17 protein-coding genes are annotated in these 19,591 nt (G+C 63.4%); 6 read left to right on the top strand and 11 right to left on the bottom strand.

The window, feature by feature from the left end; genetic code table 11:
* Positions 1 to 43: 43 nt before the first annotated feature.
* Together ACNQOP_RS03605 and ACNQOP_RS03600 are read right to left on the bottom strand one after the other, a co-directional pair.
* Positions 44 to 1,045, bottom strand: a complete 1,002-nt coding sequence (locus ACNQOP_RS03605; protein WP_416403361.1) for a DUF6707 family protein — start codon at positions 1,043 to 1,045, stop codon at positions 44 to 46.
* A gap of 73 nt (positions 1,046 to 1,118) precedes the next feature.
* The gene (locus ACNQOP_RS03600) at positions 1,119 to 1,658 is read right to left on the bottom strand and encodes an NUDIX hydrolase family protein (protein ID WP_024819523.1); all 540 of its coding nucleotides are present in this window, start codon (positions 1,656 to 1,658) and stop codon (positions 1,119 to 1,121) included.
* A gap of 242 nt (positions 1,659 to 1,900) precedes the next feature.
* Here ACNQOP_RS03600 and ACNQOP_RS03595 point away from each other — a divergent pair, with 242 nt between their 5' ends.
* Positions 1,901 to 2,863, top strand: coding sequence for a hypothetical protein (locus ACNQOP_RS03595; RefSeq protein ID WP_416403360.1), 963 nt, complete (start codon positions 1,901 to 1,903; stop codon positions 2,861 to 2,863).
* Positions 2,864 to 2,887: 24 nt separating this feature from the next.
* Here the strand turns inward: ACNQOP_RS03595 and ACNQOP_RS03590 are convergent, their stop codons facing one another.
* A complete protein-coding gene (locus ACNQOP_RS03590; RefSeq protein WP_416403359.1) occupies positions 2,888 to 3,592 on the bottom strand; it encodes a hypothetical protein in 705 nt (234 codons plus the stop codon).
* A gap of 50 nt (positions 3,593 to 3,642) precedes the next feature.
* Between ACNQOP_RS03590 and ACNQOP_RS03585 the strand changes: the two genes are divergently transcribed.
* Entirely contained in the window at positions 3,643 to 4,236 is a 594-nt protein-coding gene (locus tag ACNQOP_RS03585) for a YdeI/OmpD-associated family protein (RefSeq protein WP_416403358.1), read from the top strand.
* A 13-nt stretch (positions 4,237 to 4,249) separates the two neighbouring features.
* Here the strand turns inward: ACNQOP_RS03585 and ACNQOP_RS03580 are convergent, their stop codons facing one another.
* From ACNQOP_RS03580 to ACNQOP_RS03565, 4 genes are all read right to left on the bottom strand, one after another.
* Positions 4,250 to 5,416: an ABC transporter ATP-binding protein gene (locus ACNQOP_RS03580; protein WP_416403357.1), complete on the bottom strand. Its 1,167-nt coding sequence runs from the start codon at positions 5,414 to 5,416 to the stop codon at positions 4,250 to 4,252.
* Complete coding sequence (locus tag ACNQOP_RS03575) at positions 5,413 to 7,014, bottom strand: ABC transporter permease (RefSeq protein ID WP_284985371.1); 1,602 nt, start codon at positions 7,012 to 7,014, stop codon at positions 5,413 to 5,415. Before ACNQOP_RS03575 ends, ACNQOP_RS03580 begins: the two co-directional genes overlap by 4 nt.
* 4 nt (positions 7,015 to 7,018) lie before the next feature.
* Positions 7,019 to 8,068, bottom strand: a complete 1,050-nt coding sequence (locus tag ACNQOP_RS03570) for an iron ABC transporter substrate-binding protein (RefSeq protein WP_416403356.1) — start codon at positions 8,066 to 8,068, stop codon at positions 7,019 to 7,021.
* A gap of 153 nt (positions 8,069 to 8,221) precedes the next feature.
* Positions 8,222 to 9,397 (bottom strand): glycoside hydrolase family 76 protein, encoded by a 1,176-nt coding sequence (locus tag ACNQOP_RS03565; RefSeq protein WP_416403355.1) that lies wholly within the window; start codon positions 9,395 to 9,397, stop codon positions 8,222 to 8,224.
* A 93-nt stretch (positions 9,398 to 9,490) separates the two neighbouring features.
* On the opposite strand from ACNQOP_RS03565, the gene ACNQOP_RS03560 reads away from it, so the two are divergent.
* Both ACNQOP_RS03560 and ACNQOP_RS03555 read left to right on the top strand, forming a co-directional pair.
* Positions 9,491 to 10,282: an SDR family NAD(P)-dependent oxidoreductase gene (locus ACNQOP_RS03560; protein WP_416403354.1), complete on the top strand. Its 792-nt coding sequence runs from the start codon at positions 9,491 to 9,493 to the stop codon at positions 10,280 to 10,282.
* Positions 10,282 to 11,547 carry an acyl-CoA dehydrogenase family protein gene (locus ACNQOP_RS03555; RefSeq protein ID WP_416403353.1) on the top strand — a complete coding sequence of 422 codons (1,266 nt, stop codon included), beginning with the start codon at positions 10,282 to 10,284 and terminating at the stop codon, positions 11,545 to 11,547. Before ACNQOP_RS03560 ends, ACNQOP_RS03555 begins: the two co-directional genes overlap by 1 nt.
* Before the next feature lie 29 nt (positions 11,548 to 11,576).
* Here ACNQOP_RS03555 and ACNQOP_RS03550 read toward each other — a convergent pair whose 3' ends face one another.
* Genes ACNQOP_RS03550 through ACNQOP_RS03535 form a run of 4 tightly spaced genes read right to left on the bottom strand, consistent with a single transcriptional unit; the run spans position 11,577 to position 14,623 of the window.
* Positions 11,577 to 12,404 carry a DUF1684 domain-containing protein gene (locus tag ACNQOP_RS03550; protein WP_416403352.1) on the bottom strand — a complete coding sequence of 276 codons (828 nt, stop codon included), beginning with the start codon at positions 12,402 to 12,404 and terminating at the stop codon, positions 11,577 to 11,579.
* Positions 12,405 to 12,446: 42 nt separating this feature from the next.
* Positions 12,447 to 12,614 (bottom strand): hypothetical protein, encoded by a 168-nt coding sequence (locus ACNQOP_RS03545; protein WP_416403351.1) that lies wholly within the window; start codon positions 12,612 to 12,614, stop codon positions 12,447 to 12,449.
* Positions 12,615 to 13,964, bottom strand: a complete 1,350-nt coding sequence (locus ACNQOP_RS03540) for an Ig-like domain-containing protein (RefSeq protein ID WP_416403350.1) — start codon at positions 13,962 to 13,964, stop codon at positions 12,615 to 12,617.
* 59 nt (positions 13,965 to 14,023) lie between these two features.
* Positions 14,024 to 14,623, bottom strand: coding sequence for a hypothetical protein (locus ACNQOP_RS03535; protein WP_416403349.1), 600 nt, complete (start codon positions 14,621 to 14,623; stop codon positions 14,024 to 14,026).
* A gap of 357 nt (positions 14,624 to 14,980) precedes the next feature.
* On the opposite strand from ACNQOP_RS03535, the gene ACNQOP_RS03530 reads away from it, so the two are divergent.
* A complete protein-coding gene (locus ACNQOP_RS03530; protein ID WP_416403348.1) occupies positions 14,981 to 16,555 on the top strand; it encodes a sigma-70 family RNA polymerase sigma factor in 1,575 nt (524 codons plus the stop codon).
* 170 nt (positions 16,556 to 16,725) lie between these two features.
* Positions 16,726 to 19,524 carry a phosphoenolpyruvate carboxylase gene (ppc, locus tag ACNQOP_RS03525; protein ID WP_416403347.1) on the top strand — a complete coding sequence of 933 codons (2,799 nt, stop codon included), beginning with the start codon at positions 16,726 to 16,728 and terminating at the stop codon, positions 19,522 to 19,524.
* Positions 19,525 to 19,591 lie beyond the last annotated feature (67 nt).

The following is a 19,591-nucleotide window of genomic DNA, read 5'->3' as shown; positions in this document are numbered from 1 at the left end:
AATCTACCGCCGTTCGCCCCGGCATAACAGGCCCCGGATCCAGTTAGGCGCGCACCGATTCCAGCTCATTGCCGATCCGACGGGCCAGCTCTTCCTCGCCGATGGTCTTCGAACCGCCGTGGGCGCGGAGGAACATCAGTGCCTCCAAGCGCAGGAACCGCCATTCGCGCTCGGCCTCATGGTTGCCGTTGTCGATCGCGCGGAAGATTTCCTTGTCGTACAGGTTGGGTTCGTTGAGCGAACGCTGGCGGACCCTCGCGTTGATCCGGGCCTTGAACGGGTCCTCTTCCTGGGATTCGGGCGCGCGGAGCAGCTTCTCGTAGACGGCAGCCCGTTCGGTTTGGCCGGCCTCCCGGCAGATGAAACTGGACAGCGCCAGGGCCCGTTCGATCGACGCCCACCGGTCCAGGTTCCCATCGAAAGGCAGGACGTTCAGCAGGTCCGCGACCGCCAGCGCGTGGTCCGGATCGCGGAGCACGATGCACAGATCGAAGGCGAGGTCGCTCAGGTCCCGGAGGCAGCTTCCGGACTTGGTGTTGATGCCCTTCGCCAGCCGTTCGGCCAGCACCTGGACACCGTTCTTGCCCTTGTGCTGGGCGGCCGCGGCCCGCACCACCGCTTCGGGAGTGCCGTCCGGTTCGGGGATCAGTGCGAGTTCTTCGGCGCTGGGCCCGGTGTACGCGGGCGGGGTTTCGGGGCGGGGAGGCACGACGACGGCGGGCCCAGCGGGCGCGTCGGCCTCGGCTTCGGCGGGGCTGCTGGTGTCCGGTTCGGCTTCGGCGGGTGCGTCCACTGACGCTTCAGCACCAGGGCCGGCAGGAACTCCGTCACCCACAGGGACACTGGACCCGATAGCGATCCTGATGGTGCCGCCGTCGACCGTTGTCACCAGCAGCAGCGCGGGCACGCCGTAATCGTCGTTCTTCACCTCGACGGCGCGGATTTCGGCGGCCGGACCGTCGCCGGGCGGGAACACAAAATCTCCGGGCTGCAGGTCCCCAGCCTGCTTTTCTTTGTACTGCTGTGTGGCTGGGCTGTGAGTCATCGGAAGTCCTTTGGTTCTCTTTGGGTCCGCCGTCCAGTCTACAAAGACCGGCCGGCACAGGGGCCGGGACCCGCTAGAGGACGATGCCCGAGAATGCCAGTGCCTGCCGCACGAGGTTGCCCCGGCCGCCGTCGAATTCCTGCTGGACGTTCTCGCTCAGCACCTCTTGCGGCGTCATCCACGTCAGCTCCAGTGCGTCCTGGCGCGGTTCGCATTCGCCGGTCACCGGGATGACGTAGGCCAGGGATACAGCGTGCTGGCGGTCGTCCGTGAAACCCGTTTGCGAGGGGGCGGGGAAGTATTCGGCCACGGTGAAGGGGACGGGACTGATGGGGAGTTGCGGGAATGCCAGGGGACCGAGGTCCTTTTCCATGTGCCGCAGGAGGGCTGCCCGGATGGTCTCGCGGTAGAGGACGCGGCCCGAAACGAGGTACCGGACCATGTTGCCATCGGCGTCGCCCTGGAGGAGCGTGCCGACTTCGTTCACATACCCGAGCGGATCCAACCTGACCGGAACGGCCTCCACGTAAACCATGGGGAGGCGGCCGCGGGCTTCGAAGAGGTCTTCATCTGAAAGCCAGCCTGGATACGGGTCGGGTGTACGTACGCTCATGGTTAAGTTCTACCCCATCACCGGTGGAACTTCCGTGGAGGCCCTGCCGGGCACGGGGCCGTTACGCTCTCGGCTGTATTCGGGGTCGGGGGATTGACTCCTGCATTTGCCGGCCCGATTCGCTGTGGATTGCCGTTTTCGAAAAATTGTTTGTCCCCTGTGTAACCGGCCGACCAGAGCCGGAAACAACATGTTCGAGCAAGCAAATCTGCTCATGACTCCGTGGGGGAAGGAACCCAGAAATGAACTACCGACGAACTGGACACGCCAAGTACGCCACCCTTGTATCGCTGGCTTTGGCGTTGACGCTTACTGCCTGCACGCCGTCGTCGCCCGAGCCGGGCGGCGCGCCAACGGAGCGTCCTGCCGCGTCCGCGCAGGAAGTGCTCGCGTCCCCGCAGGAAGTGCTCGCTGCGCCGGTGGCCGAGGTCGATGCCCCGGTGGCGGACCCCGATCCCGTAGCCCCCATCCCAGTCGTCGAGCCTGCCCCGTTGGTGGTTCCAGCGCCCGTGGAGGTTCCTGTTGTTGCCCAGCCTGTGGCAGAAGCACCCGCCCCAGTACCCACGGAATCCGTTGAGCCCACCCCCGCGGTGACGGTTCCGGCCCCGGAACCGGTGGTGACCCCGATTACCCCTCCTGAGCCCTCAACGCCGCACGTATCTCCGAACTACCCGGAAATCGGGACCTACACCTTCCCTGACGGGCACATCTCCTTCGAGGTACCGTCCGGTTGGGGAATGCAAGCCGAAGTTCCGGTTGTTGCGCCCGGGGACGACTACCCTTACGACGACCACTTCGCCATTGCCCACATCTTCGATGAAAACGGGCACAACGTGGTGGACATAACCAGCGGAGGTGTCGGGGGAGTGGTGGCCGGGCCCGTCAACCGCACCATTCTGGACTCGCAGAAGCTCAGCTCTTTTGACGATCGGGACGGGGCATCCTACTTTGCGGTCTTCCGGGACGTTTATCCCTTCGACACCGCGGAAACCAGGTTCTTCGTGGGCATCGTCCCGGAAATGCTGATGACCGAAGGTCCCGACAGCACCTCTGCTGCAAGCTTCCTGATCATGGGCAACGGCGCTGCCACCGCCCAGGTGAATATCGACCCGAACATGACGCAGGAGGCCGCGGAGGCCTGGATGCAGTCAGGGCAGTACGGCAAGCTCAAGGCACTGCTGACCAGCCTCCGGTACGCACAGTAAGCCCCATGCGGGTGCCCGTTCCCTTCAGGCGGGCACCCGTTCCACCACTATCGACGCCGGTGCCGCCCCGCCAGCGGCATCGGGGTTGGCGACGTACAGGATGCCCTCGCTGATCCGCGCCTCAACCCCCGCTTGGGTGAGCTGTGCAAGCAAAGGGTCCAGCCCGGCGTCGTACTCGAACGCGAGCACCCCGTTGCCTGCGTCGGCGCCGTGAATGACCTGGAGAATGCCGCCGTTTTTGGTGTTGAAGGTCGCTGATTCGTCATCCGAGCTGCGGGGCTTTGCCCCGATGCCGCGGAGTACGTTGGCGGACATTTCCACCAAGGGGCTAACCCAGGTGGCCACCACGGCCAGGGCGGGGTCGGCGTCGGGGGACGTCGCCCAACTGCCATCGGCCGCCCGTGTCGCGGGGAAAGCGAAGAACTCGAAACCGTCGTCTGCGCTAATGCGGGCGGTGGTGGCTTCCGGGGTTTCGTGAACCTCGGCCTGGGTGCCGGCTTCCTCGGTGCGGCGTACGAACTCGTCCACGTCCCCCACTTCGACGCTGAAGAGCGTGGAGCCATCCAAGGGGTGGCCATGCTCCACATGCCCCAGCGCCAGGCGACCCGAACCGGCGTCGAACTCCTGCCACTCGCCGTCGTCGACGGTCTTTACCAAACCCAGCGCTTCCAGGATGGTGGTCCAGTCTTTCGGGCGGGAGGTGTAGTGGATGGGGCGGGCTCGCAACATGGGGTCTCCTGGTGGGTTTCGGGATCCTTCTCCAAGCCTATGCTGGGGCCATGCCCATTGAATTGGAAGAACTACTGGTCAAAGACGCCGACGCGTGGCGTGCGTGGTTAACCGACCACGCCGAGGAAAGCCCCGGCGTGTGGCTGATTCTGCATAAGAAGGGCGGCAACGTCACCGAACTGGACTACGACGCGGCGCTGGACGAAGCCTTGTGCTTTGGCTGGATCGATGGCCAGTCCAGGAGCCGCGACGCCGAAAGCTACTTCCAGCGCATGACGCCCCGGGGTCGCCGCAGCATCTGGTCCGCGCGGAACGTGGGGCACATTGCCCGGCTCGAATCGGAAGGCAAGATGACCGACGCCGGCCGATCCGCCGTCGAGGCCGCAAAGGCGGACGGCCGTTGGGAGGCAGCGTATGCGGGCCCCGCCGATTCGGTGGTGCCCGCTGATTTGGCGGCGGCGATCGCAGCCGTGCCGGAGGCGCAGGCCATGTTCGACGTCCTCACATCGCAGAACCGGTTCGCCCTCATCCACCGCACCAACCTGGTCAAAAGGGCGGACACACGGGAGCGGAAGATCGCCGGCTTCGTGGAGATGCTGGCCCGCCACGAGGCGCCGTACCCGCAGAAGAAACGGCCCTCTTAAGTTCCGGAGCGGGTCAGGATTCGAAGGGGAAAGCCACACCCTCGCCAACCACGCGCAGGCTCAGTTCGGTGCCTGGCTTGGTGATGGAGGCGTTCCAGTGGCGGATGGTAATGATTTCGCCACCCCCGGGGTAACGGTAGCTGTTGCCCGAAGCGCTGCCGTCCGGTGCCCGGTATTCGCCGAGCTTGATACGGACGGTGGTCTCCGGGCCGAAATAGTCCGTGTCCACCACCACGCCGCGGATTGGGCCGTCGGACGCGATCCGGATCTGCTCCGGGCGCAGCATGAGCTGGACTTTGCCTTGTGCCGGTGGCCGCCGGACGGGGATCCCGCCCAGCGAACAGGTCGCCAACGAGCCTTCCATCCATGCATCCAGGATGACGGCGTCGCCCAGGAACTCGGCGGTGGCCCGGTCAGCCGGGCGGGTGTAGACGACGAACGGGTTACCGATCTGGGCCAGTTTCCCGCCGCGCATGATGGCCACCTGGTCGGCAAAGGACAACGCCTCCGCTTGGTCGTGGGTCACCAGGATGGTGGTTACTCCCGCAGCATTGAGCACCTTGGCCACGGCCCTTCGGGTGGCGACGCGCAGTCCGGCGTCCAGGGCTGAGAACGGCTCGTCCAGCAGCATCAGCTCAGGTTCCCGCGCCAACGCACGGGCAAGGGCGACGCGTTGTTGCTGGCCGCCGGACAGCTGATGCGGACGCCGCTTGGCCATGGACGCGTCAAGGGACACCATCTCCAGCAGTTGCTGGACACGCGCGCGCACTCCGCGGCGGCCGCCGTCGAGCTTTCCCGCATCCAGTCCGAAGGCCACGTTCTGCCCCACCGTCAGGTGCGGAAAAAGAGCTCCGTCCTGGGCCACGTAGCCCACCTGCCGCTTGTGTGCCGGCACCCAGAGGCCCTGGCCCGCCACTGGTGAGCCGTTGAGGCTGATGGTCCCGGTATCGGGATGTTCGAAACCGGCTATCAGGCGCAGCAAGGTGGTCTTGCCCGACCCCGACGGTCCCACGATAGCGGTGGTGCCGCCCTTGGCCACCGACAAGTTGACGCCCTTCAGGACAGCCTGGGAACCAAAGTTCTTGGTCACTTCGGCGATGTCCAGGTGGGCGTTCGTGGTGGGGGCCACGGACGGTGCTACCCGGGGTGCAGGAAGCCTGGAGGGGGATTGTTCGGTCACTGTCCGGCTACTTTCTTGGACTGTTGGAAAAGCAAGTACGTCATGGGGGCCGAGAGCAGGATCATCAGGAGGGCATAGGGGGCGGCGCCTGCGTAGTCGATCTCGCTGCTCTTGCTCCAGAACTCCGTGGCCAGTGTCCGGGTGCCGTTCGGCGAGAGCAGCAGCGTGGCCGTGAGTTCGTTGACGATGGCAAGGAATACCAGCGCCGCACCACCTGCCGCGGCCGGAGCTGTCAGCCGCAACGTGACACGGAAGAAGGAGGTCAATGGGGCCTTGCCGAGTGATTGGGCGGCCTCGTCGAGTTCCTTGGGCGCCTGGGCCAGGCCAGAGCGGATGTTGACCAACGCCCGCGGGAGGAAGAGCAGGACATAGGCCGCGATCAGCACACCGGCCGTCTGGTAAACACCGGGGACCACCCGAATGCTGACGGTAACGAAGGCCAGCCCCACCACGATGCCGGGGAGCGAACTGGTGACGTAGTTGGAGAGTTCCAACATCTTGCTGAACCAGCTGGGTCGCCGCACCGCGAGGTATGCCATGGGGAACGCCACCACAGTGGTGACCACAGCGCCTGCCGCCCCGTACAGGAGGGTCTGGACCAGTGCCGGCATGAACTCCTCAGCTGCCCACACCTGCGTGCCGCCGGCAAACAGCCACTTCAGCACGAACCACAGGGGAAGGCCGAACGCCAAGGCTGTCAGGGCCAGGAGTGCCAGCTGGGCAGGGAGCTGGGAAACGCCAAGGGGCAGCCTGGTGGCTTTGGCTTGTGCACCGGATCCGATGCGAGCGTAACGGGCGGTGCCGCGGCTCCTGACTTCGGCCAGCAACAGGATCAGGCAAAGGAATACGAGGACACTGGCCAGCATGTTTCCCGCAGTCCCGTTGAACGTTGACTGGAACTGGACCATGATGGCGGTGGTAAAGGTGTCGAAGCGGATCATGGCAAAGGCGCCGTATTCAGCCAGCAAATGCAAGGAAACCAGTAAAGCGCCGCCGGTCATGGCGATACGCAGTTGCGGCAGCACCACCCGGAAAAAGACTGCCCACGAGCCCAGCCCCAACGAGGCCGCGGATTGTTCAATGGCCGGATCCAAGCGGCCCAAGGTGGCTGCTGCGGGGATGTAGACCAACGGGAAATAGGAGAGCGTGGCAATCAGGACACCCGACCCGAGGCCCCCCATCGACGGAACAGCGGACACCCAGGAGTAGCTGTTCACGAACGCCGGAATGGCCAAGGGTGCCGCCAATGCAACCGCCCACCAACGGTGTCCGCGCAGCTGGGTCCGTTCCACCAACCAGGCCCCGCCCACGCCCAGCACCAAGCACAGCGGCACCGTGAACACCGTCAGCAGGACAGTGTTCAGCAGCAGCTCACCCACCCTCGGACGCACGATGAGGCTGACCGCCGTCTCCCATCCGGTGGTGGCCGTCATATACACCACATACCCCAGCGGAATCAGGGAAAACAGGGCGATGAGCACGGCCAACAGGGACACTGTTGAAACGCCGAAAGGCGGGCGGGGGCGCTTGCCCCTGCCCGCCGTCGTCGTGCTTCCCTGGGAACGTGGAACGTCGGGAGCCGATAGATCAGTGGTCACAGAACTAGAGGAGTCCTGCCTTGGTCATCAGGTCGGTGACCTTGGTGGAGTTCAGCTTGGCCGGGTCCACGGTCGGAGCCTGCAGTTCCTTGATGGGAACCAGCTTGGCGTTGGAATCAACCTGCGAAGCAACGGCGTATTCGAAGGACGTGCCATCCTTGAGGATTTCCTGGCCCTTCTTGCCGGTGATGAACTTCAGGAATGCCTGTGCGTCGGCGGCCTTCTTGGAGGACTTGAGGACGCCGCCGCCGGACACGGAAACGAACGCGCCCGGGTCCTGGTTCTTGAAGTAGAACGGCGTGACATTCTTGGAGTTCTCGCCGGTCTTGGCCTGGTCACCGTAGTAGTAGTAGTGGTAGATCAGCGCAGCATCCACTTCGCCGGCGTTGACGGCCTTCATGGCGGTGCTGTTGCCCTTGTAAGCCTTGAAGTTCTCCTTCATGCCCTTGAGCCATTCCTCAGTGGCGGCCTGGCCCTTGAGTTCCAGCAGGGCGGAGACGATCGCCTGGAAGTCGGCACCGGAAGGCGACGCGGCCCACTTGCCCTTCCACTCAGGCTTGGCCAGGTCCAGCATGGACTTGGGCAGCTTGTCTTCGCTGATCTTGTTCTTGTCGTACACCAGCACGGTGGAACGGGCGGCGATGCCTGTCCACTTGCCCGTGGAGGGGCGGAATTCTGCGGGAACCTGGTCCAGGGTGGCCTTGTCTACGTCGGCGAACAGGCCCGCGTTCTCAACCTGCGCCATTGCAGGGGAGTTTTCGGTGAGGAACACGTCGGCCGGTGAGGCTGCGCCTTCCTGGACAATCTGGTTGGACATTTCGGTGTCGTCGCCCTGGCGGACGGTGACCTTGATGCCGGTTTCCTTGGTGAAAGCGTCAATCCATTCCTTGGTGAGGCTTTCGTGCTGGGCGTTGTAGACCGTGATCCCGTCGCCAGCAGCGGCTGGTTCGGAGGAGTTCGGAGCTGTGCTGGCGTTGGAGCCGCAGGCGCTGAGGCCAAGTGCGGCCGATGCGAGGAGCGCGATTCCCGCCAGGGCTTTCTTGGGAAAGTTCATGAGGGCTTCTTTCTGGGAACACGACACGGAGTCAATGGAGTTGGGTTTGGCCCGTGCTGGCAGGAAGGTTGGGGTTCCTGCTCTAAAAAGGGTAGGTTAGCCAACCCTTCTTAACACCATCCAGAGCGGTAAATGTGACAGGGGTCACCACAATTACGGAAGTATTGCGTGCCGTAATTGTTGGGGAAGCGTGGCGGCGGCCTCAAAAGCCATCCACGCCTGCAGCTGCGTGGCAAGCTCGACGGCGGTACCTGGGGGGTATGTTTCACCCGCCGGCCGCAGGGGATCGAAGGAGAACAGTGGGGATGGAGGGTGTTCCCGCCCCTCGGTTCGGCCTGTCCAGAACGCCTCTGCCGTATCCCGGACCAGGGAGGCCGCGGCCATCCGGGTAGGTTCCGGCAGCCGTTCATCGCGGGCAGCCAAGGCGAGATAACGCAGCAGGATGCCGGTGAACAAGCCGCCGTCGCCGGTTCCGTCGCCGCGGACCACGCTGGTGCCTGGCAGGGTCAGTTCGCGGGCGACGGCGGCCACCAGTGCGGTGGCCCTGCCGAGATTGTGCTCGCCGCCGAGCTCCAGCAAGGCGCCCAGCACCGGGCCCTGGTTGTAGGTGTACACGGCGTCATCGATCTGAATCCCGCCGTTCGCAGGCCGCAGGCCATCCAGGAAGATGCCGCGTTCGGGATGGAGCAGTTTGCCGTCAAGCCAGTCCACCAGGGATTGCGCTTTGCTGCGGTGGCCGGTCCGGGAGTAGTAAAGGGCAACCGGCGCCGTGGCAGGGGTGTTCTTGAAGTCCCGTTTTGTGCTCCAGAAGGTGCCGCCCCCAAAGTCGTCGGTTGATGCGGAATCGAACTGCGGGGTGAGCCGCTTGCGGACTACGGCGTTGCGGCGCCGCCCCGAATTTGCTGACTCTTCCGCGAGTTTGTCGAGTCGGAGGGTGGCAAGTGCCAGCCACGCCATGTCGTCGTAGTAGTGGTTCTCGAAACGCAGCAGGTTCCTCAAGCGGATGGTGGTGACCAGCCGCGAAGCCAACCTTCCGGCGCTCGGGCGTGACGCGCCGTCGAACTTCACCTTGGTGGCCAACTCGCGGCGACCGGCATCCACCAGGCAGTCGACATAGTGTGCCTGCCACCAGTAATGCCATGGTCCCAGGCGGCTCTTGAGGCCAGTGATGGGGAGGCTGACCGCCGCGATGTGGGTGCCGGGCAGGAAGAACAGCCGGCGGCCGAAACCGTGAGTGACCGATCGTGCCGCCTGGTCTGCGCGGGCAGCCCATTCCGTTGCATCCGCGGTGGAAGCGGCAGGGCTGTCCGGGGTGTGGTGCGTTGGCATGCCACCAGCCTAGCGGGACGGCCCAAGGTGCGCTGGATCACAATTCCAGTTAACATGCATTAACGGATTCAGGTTCTGCATCAAGGAGGATGGATGGACATCAAGGGCACGGTCGCGCTGGTCACCGGCGGGGCATCAGGGCTGGGGGCCGCCACTGCGAAGCGCTTGTTCGACGCCGGAGCGTCGGTAGTGCTGGTGGACCTGCCACAGTCGGCCGGCGAGGACTATGCGGCGCAACTCAATGCCGGTGGAACAGGGGCCAGGACCGTCTTCGCTCCCGCTGACGTCACCAACGAATCCCAGGTTCAAGCCGCCGTCGATGCTGCGATGTCCCTGGGACCACTGCGCATCGTCGTCAATTGCGCGGGCATAGCCACGCCCGGGAAAGTCCTCGGCCGCGATGGCGTGCTGCCCCTGGAGACCTTCAACAAAGTCATCCAGATCAACCTGATCGGCACCTTCAACGTGATCCGGCTGGCAGCCGCAGCCATGGTGGAAACCGAGCCAGTTTCCACCGAACTCGGAGGACCGGAACGCGGGGTCGTCATCAACACCGCCTCCGTTGCCGCCTTCGAAGGCCAGATCGGACAGCCGGCCTACGCAGCCTCCAAAGGCGCCGTAGCAGCCATGACCTTGCCACTGGCCCGCGAGTTCGCCCGCTCCCTGATCAGGGTAGCGACCATCGCGCCCGGCATCTTTGAAACACCCATGATGGCCGGACTGCCCCAGTCGGCGCAGGACTCCCTGGGACAGCAGGTTCCGCACCCGGCCCGCCTGGGCCGCGCAGCAGAATACGCCAACCTGGCCGCCCACATCGTGGAGAATGCGATGCTCAACGGCGAAACCATCCGGTTGGACGGCGCCATCCGCATGGGACTCAAGTGATGGGCGACTACAGTGCTGCCCCTACGACCTCCGCGGGCAGCCTCCCAGCATCCGTAGCCGACCTGCCCACCGCCGACTTTTTCGACTTCGAATCGCTGTTGAGCGTCCAGGAACAGCGGAAACTCAACGAACTGCGGGCCTTCCTCGAGTCCGAAATAGCGCCCTACGCCGGGCAATGGTGGGAAAAAGCCGAATTCCCGGAACAGATCCTGCCCAAACTCGCTGCACTACGCCTGAGCGCACCCGCGCAGCGCGGCTACACGCACCTCTTCGCGGGCCTGGTGATCGCCGAGATGACACGGGTGGACACGTCCATCGCGACCTTCTTCATGGTCCACCACGATCTGTTCGTCGAATCGCTGTACGACTTCGGCAGCGACGCACAACAAGACCGCTACCTTGACGACGCGTCCAACCTCCGGACCACAGGCGCCTTCGCCCTCACCGAACCAGACCACGGCTCCGACGTCGCCGGCGGCATGCAGACAACCGCGCGGAGAGTCCAGCGTCCAGAGTCCGACGGCGGCACCTACTGGGTGATCAACGGCGCCAAGCGCTGGATCGGGAACGGGACGTTCTGCGATTACATGCTGGTGTGGGCCAAAGACGAAGCCGACGGCTCTGTGCTCGCCTTCATTGTGGATGCCTCATTGCCGGGTATCACCCGCAGTCGCATCGAAAACAAGATCGCCCTGCGAACAGTCCAGAACGCGGACATCGTGCTCCGGGACGTCCACGTGGCGGAGGCGGACAGGTTTGCCGGGATCAGCAGTTTCGCGGACACCAACCACTTGCTCCGTGGCTCCCGCATCATGGTCGCCTGGCAGGCAGTAGGCCAGCAACTGGCGGCGTTCGACGTCGCCCGGCAGTACGCCGTCGAGCGCCTCCAGTTCGGCAAGCCCCTGGCAAAGTTCCAGCTGATCCAACAGCACCTGGTGGACATGCTCGGAAACGCGGTGGCCAGCATGGGAATGATGGTCCGCATAGCTCAGCTGCAGGAGGGCATCTCCACGGATGCGCACGGAATTCGCCACGGAGGCGCGGACATGGCCCAGGTAGCACTCGCGAAGGCCTACTGCAGTGCCCGAATGCGCGAAACGGTAGCCTTGGGGCGGTCCATCCTTGGCGGGAATGGCATCGTCACTGACTATCGGATGGCAAAGATCTTTGCGGATGCCGAAGCCATCTACACCTACGAGGGATCGTACGAGATCAACTCCCTCATCGTGGGCCGTGCCGTGACGGGGGTGTCCGCTATCGCCTAGGCTCCCCGCCTGGGCTTCGTGCTGGGCGTTCAGTCCTGGGGAAGTTTTTCGCCTGCCTCCACGCGGACATCGATCGAATTACCGCGGACGGGCATGGGGCAAGTGCCATAGGGCGAAAAGGCGCTGGGGTAGTTGATGGTGCGGTTGAAATCGATGACAACCGACCCGTCCGGGCGGGGACGCGGAATGAAAACTTTCCGCCACTCATCCGTGGAGTCCCCGTTGGTCTCATCGTGGAAGGTCACGTTCAGGGCGCCAAGCTTCTCTTCCTCGGCATGAAGGCGGATCTCGTGGGGGACGCCCGGCACCCGGAAGACCACCTCGCCCACGGAGCGGTGGACACCGTCGACCAACGGGTTGGCAGTGCCGATGGGGACATCCACGGGCTCCGGGTAGGCCTCGAACCTGCCCTCAATAACCCAATCCGGGTTGTAGCTGAAAGTAGGAACACCCCTGAACTCCGTCAGCACCGGCGAACTGTTGTCCCGTGTTCGGATCGCGTACTTGTCCGCACGCATGGCAAGTTCCACCACCACCTGGCGGCCATCCACCCCGCCCCATTGAACCCACATCAGTGATTCTTCATCCTGCAATACCGCGCTGACAGTGCCATCAACAGGATCACCGGTTTCGACGAACGTGAGGCCGTCGGCCGCGCTCGCCGTAAGGAATGCTGTGGTGCCGTCCGTGGACCAAAGACCTGGAACCAGTTCGAGTTCGGACGGCTCTGGCTGGAGCCATTGGAATGACGTCAGCGTCAGCCAGCCATGGTCTGTTGCCAGCGCCGCATTTCGGCCCGAACGAAACCGCTCCCAACGGGCAAGTTGGGCATCGGTGGCGGTGGTGGGCGAGCTCATTGTTCTCCTCGGCTGGATTCGCATCGGTTGCACTTCCATCAACTATGCGCTGAGCGTTGGCATTCCCGGAATGGACCGCCACTGGAACGGCTCGCGCTGGCCCCCAACCCATGCCAGCGCGAGCCGCGAATAAAGGACCACGCCGGCGGGCCGCACCGTGTGCCAGCCCACCGACGTGGTCTCGCCCAAAAGGGCATTGCGAACCGTCAATTAGTTGGTCCGCCGCCCCTTCCATCGGGCACTGGCGAAGGCCAGCAAGGATCCCACGGCCAGCAAGGCTGCGGCGACGAAGACGAACGCTGATCCCTGGGCGCCCGTGCTGGCCAGCTGCTCCGAACCATCACTCGCGGCGGACTTCGATGGCTGCTCCGTTGGCACTACGAGTACTGGACTGGACGTAGTGACAACGGGTTCCGAAGTCACCGTGGGTGTTGCGCGAGGCGTAGCCGTTGTCGCCGTGGGTGTGGGCGTGGCGCTCGGCGTTGCCGTTGCGCTTGGGGTTGCGCTCGGCGTGGCCGTCGGCGTAGCGCTCGGTGTCGGCGTTGCGCTGGGGGTGGGTGTTGCCGTTGTCGCGGTGGGAGTAGGCGTAGGTACCGCAGTTCCGTCACCCGTGCCGCTGGCTTCTGTTCGCCGAAGCTGCGCGACCACCGGGCTTTCCGTGCCGGCAATGGTCACTGTGCCCGTGTTCTCGTAGACAGCCAGGGACGGATCAGTCACTCGGGTCACAACAAAGAGCTCAACGTGCTCTCCCTTGGGAAGTCCGTTCCACGTAACCGTGACTTTCCCGGGGGTGCAGTCGATGGCTGCCGGGTACTGGTCGTCATCGTAGGGTTCCACGATGGAGCCGTTGCTTCCCACCACTTGACCGATGCGGGGCGTGACCCGGGCGCAGTCGATATCCATTCCGGCCACGGGGGTATCGGTGACAACAACATCATTGCTGTCGGCAGCCATGGCAGGCATGGTGAAAACAGACCGGAGTTCAGTTTGGGCTGGATCGACCCAGCTCATGGATTTACCTGCGGCTGTAGGCGCTTGCGGACCACAGTCTTTCTGGCACGGTTCAACGGCTACCGGCACCCGGACGACGCTGGATCCAACAGTGAACGTCAGTTCTTTCGTTTCGCCACCCGTGGGTACCAAGGCATACTGCGTGCTGAACGAACAGGTTCCGCCCACGTTGAGGGGATGGGCCTTTACAAAATCGCTGAGTGTGAAGACCACCAATCCGGCATCATTTGCGACCGCCGTGGCCACGGTGTCCCCGTTTGCGTTATTCAGGTCAAAAGAGGCCTTGCCAAACCAACGGAGCTGGGATGGCAGTTGGACACTGAAGGTATCGCCGGGCTGTGAGTGGTCCGGGACGGACCACTCACAGCTCAGGTCCACCTGGTCCCATTGGCTGGACACAACTGATTTGGTTGTGAGGTTGATGTGCGCGTCCGGCAGGGTTGCGGCGTTGGCTGGCAATGCCGTCAACCCCAGTCCCAGGACAGTCGTGGCGATCGCCAGCAAAGCGGCCACCATCGACACGGTTCTTAGATGGAGCTGGTTATTCATGTGCTGGATGGTCCTTAAATCCGTGGTGAAAATGTTCCGTCAGACAATGAGTGTTGGTGTCAGGTGGTTCGTGACGCCTTCGGTCCGGTGCCCGGCATGCCGTGTTTGTCTGACGGCTTGTAAGGGGTCATTAGTGTGGATGCGGCGGTTGCTGCCAGCGCTGAGGACAACGGGTACAACTTCATGCGTGCTGGGCTCAGGGCGCCGTCTTCCAGGGCTTCAATCGCCGTTTTGCATTCGGCCAGCCTGGATAAGTTGCCCTCGCTGAGTGGAAAAAGCACATGGACGGCGCAGTCCTGGTACATGGCCACAGCCCCTGTTCCACGGAGCTGCCCTTTGACGGCTTCACCCAGCCTGGCCAGGAGGGTCCAGCAATGTGTCCGGCTCTGGCTGGGTCCGGGCAGCAAAATTCTTGCGACGGCGTTCTGCCGCGAGCTCTCGTCTCCGAAGGTTGATACCTCATGCAAACGGCGCTGGAAGTGCGCCTGAGTGGCCAAGCCGGTATAGACATCCGTGCACGAGAGGGCCGGGGCCAGCTCCGCGACCTCGGCCCACCCTTCCGCCAATGACTGAAGCGCGTCGACGTCGAGGGATTGTTCCGCAGCTTCAAAAAGGGCGCGGAAATCGGTCATGGTCTCGCTGATGCCGACACCGTTCATGGCGCGCGCCGCACCCAACGACTTGGCTGCCGGTGCCGGGACGATGGAGCTTGTGGCGAGGCATCTGACAACTGTTCGGACTTCGGGCAGGAACCAGTCTGCGTGGAAGCGCCAACCTGTCCGGTAACTGGTCGTCTGCCATCTACGCAGCAAAAGGTGGCGCGAAAACGCGCATTCTGCGAATGATTTTGTCCGAAACGATGTCATAACCGGATAGTGCGGCGGGACGGTCGTTCATGACGAAGCGATAGCCGATTCTCTTAAGCTAAAGACTTTGGACAAATTGCGTCATGAGTCGGACGGTGCCAGCACTTCTTAAATATGGGCACGATTTATGACATTGTCAGGGGGCAGTAAGTGGCCGCCAAGACAAGCATGGACAGTATTTCGCAGGATGGGATCGATAGCGACGGTCACCTGATCGAATTGGTTCGCAGTGGAGACATGGCTGCGTTTGACGCTTTGTACGAGCGGCATATTTCCATCGCATCGACCGTTGCCAAGCGCAACGTGGACAACCCGAGCGATGTCGAGGATGTCGTGGCGGAGGCCTTCCAATCGGTCCTGCAGAGCTTGGTGGCGGGGAAGGGACCGGATACCTTCTTTCGGGCATATCTCCTTTCCACTGTGACGCGGCTGTCCCACCAGCGGAATCGGAAGAGCGGCAAGGTCCTCCCCAGCGGAGACGACGCCGTTCTGGACCAGACGATGGGTGACGCCGACTCCGCCATCAGTGCTTTCGAATCCCACACAGTGTCCAAAGCCTTCCGCGCCCTTCCGGAGCGTTGGCAGGCTGTGCTCTGGTATTTGGACGTGGAACGAATGAAACCGGCAGCTGTCGCGCCAATCCTCGGGCTGTCTCCCAATGCTGTTTCCGCGCTCGCCCTGCGTGCGCGTGAGGGACTGAGGCGGCACTACCTCCAGTTCCATATAGCCGAAGAGCCTGACAGCAGGTGTGCAGAGTTTGCCTCCAAACTCGGCAGTTACGTCCGGGGTGGACTTTCCACCGCGGCCGAAAGGAAGGTCCGGGAGCACTTGCGTGGTTGCGCCAAATGCACCGCTGCCTTGGCAGAACTGAAGGACGTCCAAGGGAGCATGAGGGCCGTTCTCCTGCCCTTGGTGACCGGAGTTCCCCTGGCGATGTGGGCCGGAAAGGGGGCCGGACTGGGAGTTTTGGGTGGCATGCTGCCGGCAAAAGCGGCTCTCGCCGTCCCTACACTTGCCCAGCCGGCTGTGATGGCCGTTATCGCAGCGGCCGGGGTGGGACTCGTCCTGGGCGCGGTGGGCATTGTCGACCACCTGACCCCGGACGCCTACATGGAGCAGCGGGCCGTTGAAACCAGGGGCCTTCCATCGGAAGCGCAACCCCTCGTGACCACCCCCGCGGCATCGGCTCCAAGTTCCCCGGCAGCCGCCATCCCGCCGGCCGTTGTTGCAGCACCGCCGGCGTCGGCTCCCGTTGCACCCGAGCCGGCAGCCTCACCGGAACCTACGCAAGAGCCCACGGAGCCCGTCGTTCCGGTACCCCCACCGGTTGTCACGCCTGCGCCTTCACCCGCGCCGGTTCCTTCCGACGCACCGCCCGTGAAGGTCAAAGGGTCCGCAGACCGCAGTAGGGACCGTGGGCCCAACAGCACAGCGTTGCAGGTCGACTTCGAGGCTTCCGGGTCCGACCCCTTGGGCAGCGGAAAGGCAGTCTTTTCCGTGGGGCAGAATGCCTGGATAGAGGCAGGTACGGTCCGTGCGCCGGAAGGGTGGACGTGCGCCCTGGAGAGCAGGAGCGTCGTTACTTGCTCCACTCAGTCAATACGGCGCGATCGGCTCCAATTTGATCTTCAGGCCGTCTCCAAGCGGGGATGGGCAGACCATGTCCTGACGTACTCGCTCAGTGGGACCGGAATCGCCCCTAACCAGTTTTCCTACAGCTACTGAGGCCGTTTCTTTAGGGGACGTCCGGACGTCGCCGCATGTAAAACCATAATCTGAGACACATTCCGTCAGGGAAGTTTGGTGCGGGTAAGATCCCTAGGAAACACCAGTAATCCGGCTCACAGTATCCAGCGCAGTGTACGGGCCTCAATAGATCCCGAAGGTATGTATCTATGGTTCACACTGCCCATCTAGACACTGATCTCGCCGCTGAACTGCGGGCCGACGTTCGCCGGGTTTCCACGTTGCTGGGCGAGTCCTTGGTCCGGCAACACGGTCCCGAACTGCTCCAGCTCGTGGAGCAGGTGCGCCTGTTGACCAAGGAATCCAAGGAAGCCGCCCGCGGCGGCGCTGATGCCACCGGTCCGTGGAGCGCGCACGACGTCGTTGTCCAGGTCCGTGAACTGCTCGCCTCCCTGCCACTTGAGCAGGCCACCGACCTTGTCCGCGCCTTTGCGTTCTACTTCCACCTCAGCAACGCGGCCGAGCAGGTCCATCGTGTCCGGGGTCTCCGAACCCGGCAGGAGAAGGACGGCTGGCTCGCCAAGGCCGTTTCCGAGATCGCCGGCCAGGCCGGCCCTCAGGTCCTGCAGGATGTAATCAATGAACTCGACGTAAGGCCCATCTTCACGGCCCACCCGACTGAAGCATCGCGGCGTTCCGTGCTGGACAAAGTCCGTAAGCTCTCGGATGTGCTCGCGGAACCGACCCAGGAGGGGACCTCTTCCCGCCGACGCCAGGACCGCCAACTGGCAGAGATCATCGACCAGATGTGGCAAACGGACGAGCTTCGACAGGTCCGCCCCACCCCGGTGGACGAGGCCCGGAACGCTATCTACTACCTGAACAGCATCCTGACCGATGCCATGCCGGAAATGCTGACGGATCTCTCGGAGCTCCTGGCCGAGCACGGCGTGACACTGCCGACGGGGTCGGCACCCATCCGCTTTGGTTCCTGGATCGGTGGGGACAGGGACGGCAATCCCAATGTGACCGCCGCTGTCACCCGGGAAATCCTGCAGCTCCAGAACCAGAACGCCGTTCGAATCGGCATCGTATTGATCGACGAACTGATCTCGGTCCTCTCGAACTCCACCGCCCTGTTTGGTGCGGACCAGGAGTTGTTGGATTCCATCGACGTGGACTTGAAGAATCTTCCGGGACTGGACAAGCGCATCCTGGAATTGAACGCGCAGGAGCCATACAGGCTCAAGCTCACCTGTATCAAGGCCAAACTCATCAACACCGGACGTCGTATTGCTGCCTCGACGTACCACGAGCCCGGCCGCGACTACGCGACGACGCCTGAACTGCTGGCAGAGTTCGGCCTGCTGGAGAGTTCGCTGCGCAACCATTCAGCAGCCTTGGTGGCTGATGGTGCCTTGGCCCGCGTTCGGCGGGCTCTTGCCGCGTTCGGCCTGCATCTTGCCACCTTGGATATCCGCGAACACGCCGACTACCACCATGATGCTGTCGGGCAGCTTGTGGACAGGCTGGGTGCCGCGAAGCCTTACGGAGAGTTGACCCGGGAGGAGCGTTTCGCCTTCCTCGGCGCCGAACTTGCTTCGCGCCGTCCGTTGTCCGGCCACCCCATCAAGCTCGAAGGTACCGCCGATGGAACCTACGATGTCTTCCGGAGCATCCGACAGGCCCTCCACACTTATGGTCCTGATGTGGTGGAGACGTACATCATCTCCATGACCCGTGGCGCCGATGACGTGTTGGCGGCGGCGGTCCTTGCCCGCGAAGCCGGGTTGATCGATCTTTTTGGCAGCAAACCCCATGCCAAGATCGGTTTCGCTCCCCTCCTGGAGACCGTTGAGGAACTCCGGGCATCTGCCGAGATCGTGGATCAGCTCCTCTCCGATCCCTCCTACCGTGAACTCGTCCGACTCCGTGGCGACATCCAGGAGATCATGCTGGGCTACTCCGATTCCAACAAGGAATCCGGCGTGATGACCAGCCAATGGGAAATCCACAAGACCCAACGCAAACTGCGGGATATTGCGGCGAAGCACGGCGTCCGGGTGCGTCTTTTCCACGGCCGTGGCGGTTCTGTTGGCCGCGGTGGTGGACCGACGTACGACGCCATCATGGCTCAGCCGAATGGCGTGCTCGAAGGCGAAATCAAGTTCACGGAGCAGGGCGAAGTCATTTCGGACAAGTACTCCCTGCCCGAACTTGCCCGGGAAAACCTTGAGTTGTCGCTGGCCGCTGTGATGCAGGGTTCGGCCCTGCACCGGACTCCGCGCACGTCGGAGGACGAACGCGAGCGTTACGGGAACGTCATGGAAACCATTTCCGACGCCGCTTTCGCCCGGTACCGCACGTTGATCGACGACCCCCAACTGCCGGCGTATTTCCTGGCCTCCACCCCGGTGGAGCAGCTGGGGTCGTTGAACATTGGATCCCGTCCCTCCAAGCGCCCGGATTCCGGTGCCGGCCTTGGTGGACTTCGTGCCATCCCGTGGGTTTTCGGATGGACCCAGTCGCGCCAGATCGTTCCCGGTTGGTTCGGGGTCGGATCAGGCCTGAAGGCCGCCCGCGAGGCCGGAAACACGGAACAGCTCGTGGAGATGATGGACCGTTGGCACTTCTTCCGCTCGGTGATCTCCAACGTGGAAATGACGCTGGCCAAGACGGACATGGAGATCGCAGGCTACTATGTTTCATCGCTGGTCCCCGCCGAATTGCACCGGTTGTTCCACATGATCCGTGATGAGTACGAGCTCACGGTGGCTGAAATTGAAAGGCTCACAGGTGAGACCGAGCTGCTGGATGCCCAGCCTACGCTGAAGCGGTCACTGGAAATCCGTGATCAGTACCTGGATCCCATCAGCTACCTCCAGGTGGAACTCCTGCGCCGTGTGCGTGAAGAGTCCGTGTCCGGCGCCGAGATTGACGAGCGGCTCCAGCGGGCCATGCTCATTACCGTCAATGGTGTGGCTGCCGGACTGCGCAACACCGGCTAGCAGACCCTCCTCCAGATCCCTCCCGATTCAACGGATCCCTCCTGCACTCGCTGCAGGAGGGATTCGT

Origin of the sequence: Arthrobacter sp. LFS091, from assembly GCF_047977885.1 — a bacterium.
Classification (GTDB): domain Bacteria; phylum Actinomycetota; class Actinomycetes; order Actinomycetales; family Micrococcaceae; genus Arthrobacter.
The sequence above is the reverse complement of the archived record's forward strand: the minus strand, read 5'-3'. Positions and strand labels throughout refer to the sequence as shown.

Coding starts and splice junctions, on each gene's coding strand:
- ACNQOP_RS03555 (WP_416403353.1), top strand. CDS start 10,282: ATGGGCGACTACAGTGCTGCCCCTACGACCTCCGCGGGCAGCCTCCCA.
- ACNQOP_RS03565 (WP_416403355.1), bottom strand. CDS start 9,397: ATGCCAACGCACCACACCCCGGACAGCCCTGCCGCTTCCACCGCGGAT.
- ACNQOP_RS03550 (WP_416403352.1), bottom strand. CDS start 12,404: ATGAGCTCGCCCACCACCGCCACCGATGCCCAACTTGCCCGTTGGGAG.
- ACNQOP_RS03590 (WP_416403359.1), bottom strand. CDS start 3,592: ATGTTGCGAGCCCGCCCCATCCACTACACCTCCCGCCCGAAAGACTGG.
- ACNQOP_RS03560 (WP_416403354.1), top strand. CDS start 9,491: ATGGACATCAAGGGCACGGTCGCGCTGGTCACCGGCGGGGCATCAGGG.
- ACNQOP_RS03600 (WP_024819523.1), bottom strand. CDS start 1,658: ATGAGCGTACGTACACCCGACCCGTATCCAGGCTGGCTTTCAGATGAA.
- ACNQOP_RS03585 (WP_416403358.1), top strand. CDS start 3,643: ATGCCCATTGAATTGGAAGAACTACTGGTCAAAGACGCCGACGCGTGG.
- ppc (WP_416403347.1), top strand. CDS start 16,726: ATGGTTCACACTGCCCATCTAGACACTGATCTCGCCGCTGAACTGCGG.
- ACNQOP_RS03535 (WP_416403349.1), bottom strand. CDS start 14,623: ATGAACGGTGTCGGCATCAGCGAGACCATGACCGATTTCCGCGCCCTT.
- ACNQOP_RS03595 (WP_416403360.1), top strand. CDS start 1,901: ATGAACTACCGACGAACTGGACACGCCAAGTACGCCACCCTTGTATCG.
- ACNQOP_RS03540 (WP_416403350.1), bottom strand. CDS start 13,964: ATGAATAACCAGCTCCATCTAAGAACCGTGTCGATGGTGGCCGCTTTG.
- ACNQOP_RS03570 (WP_416403356.1), bottom strand. CDS start 8,068: ATGAACTTTCCCAAGAAAGCCCTGGCGGGAATCGCGCTCCTCGCATCG.
- ACNQOP_RS03605 (WP_416403361.1), bottom strand. CDS start 1,045: ATGACTCACAGCCCAGCCACACAGCAGTACAAAGAAAAGCAGGCTGGG.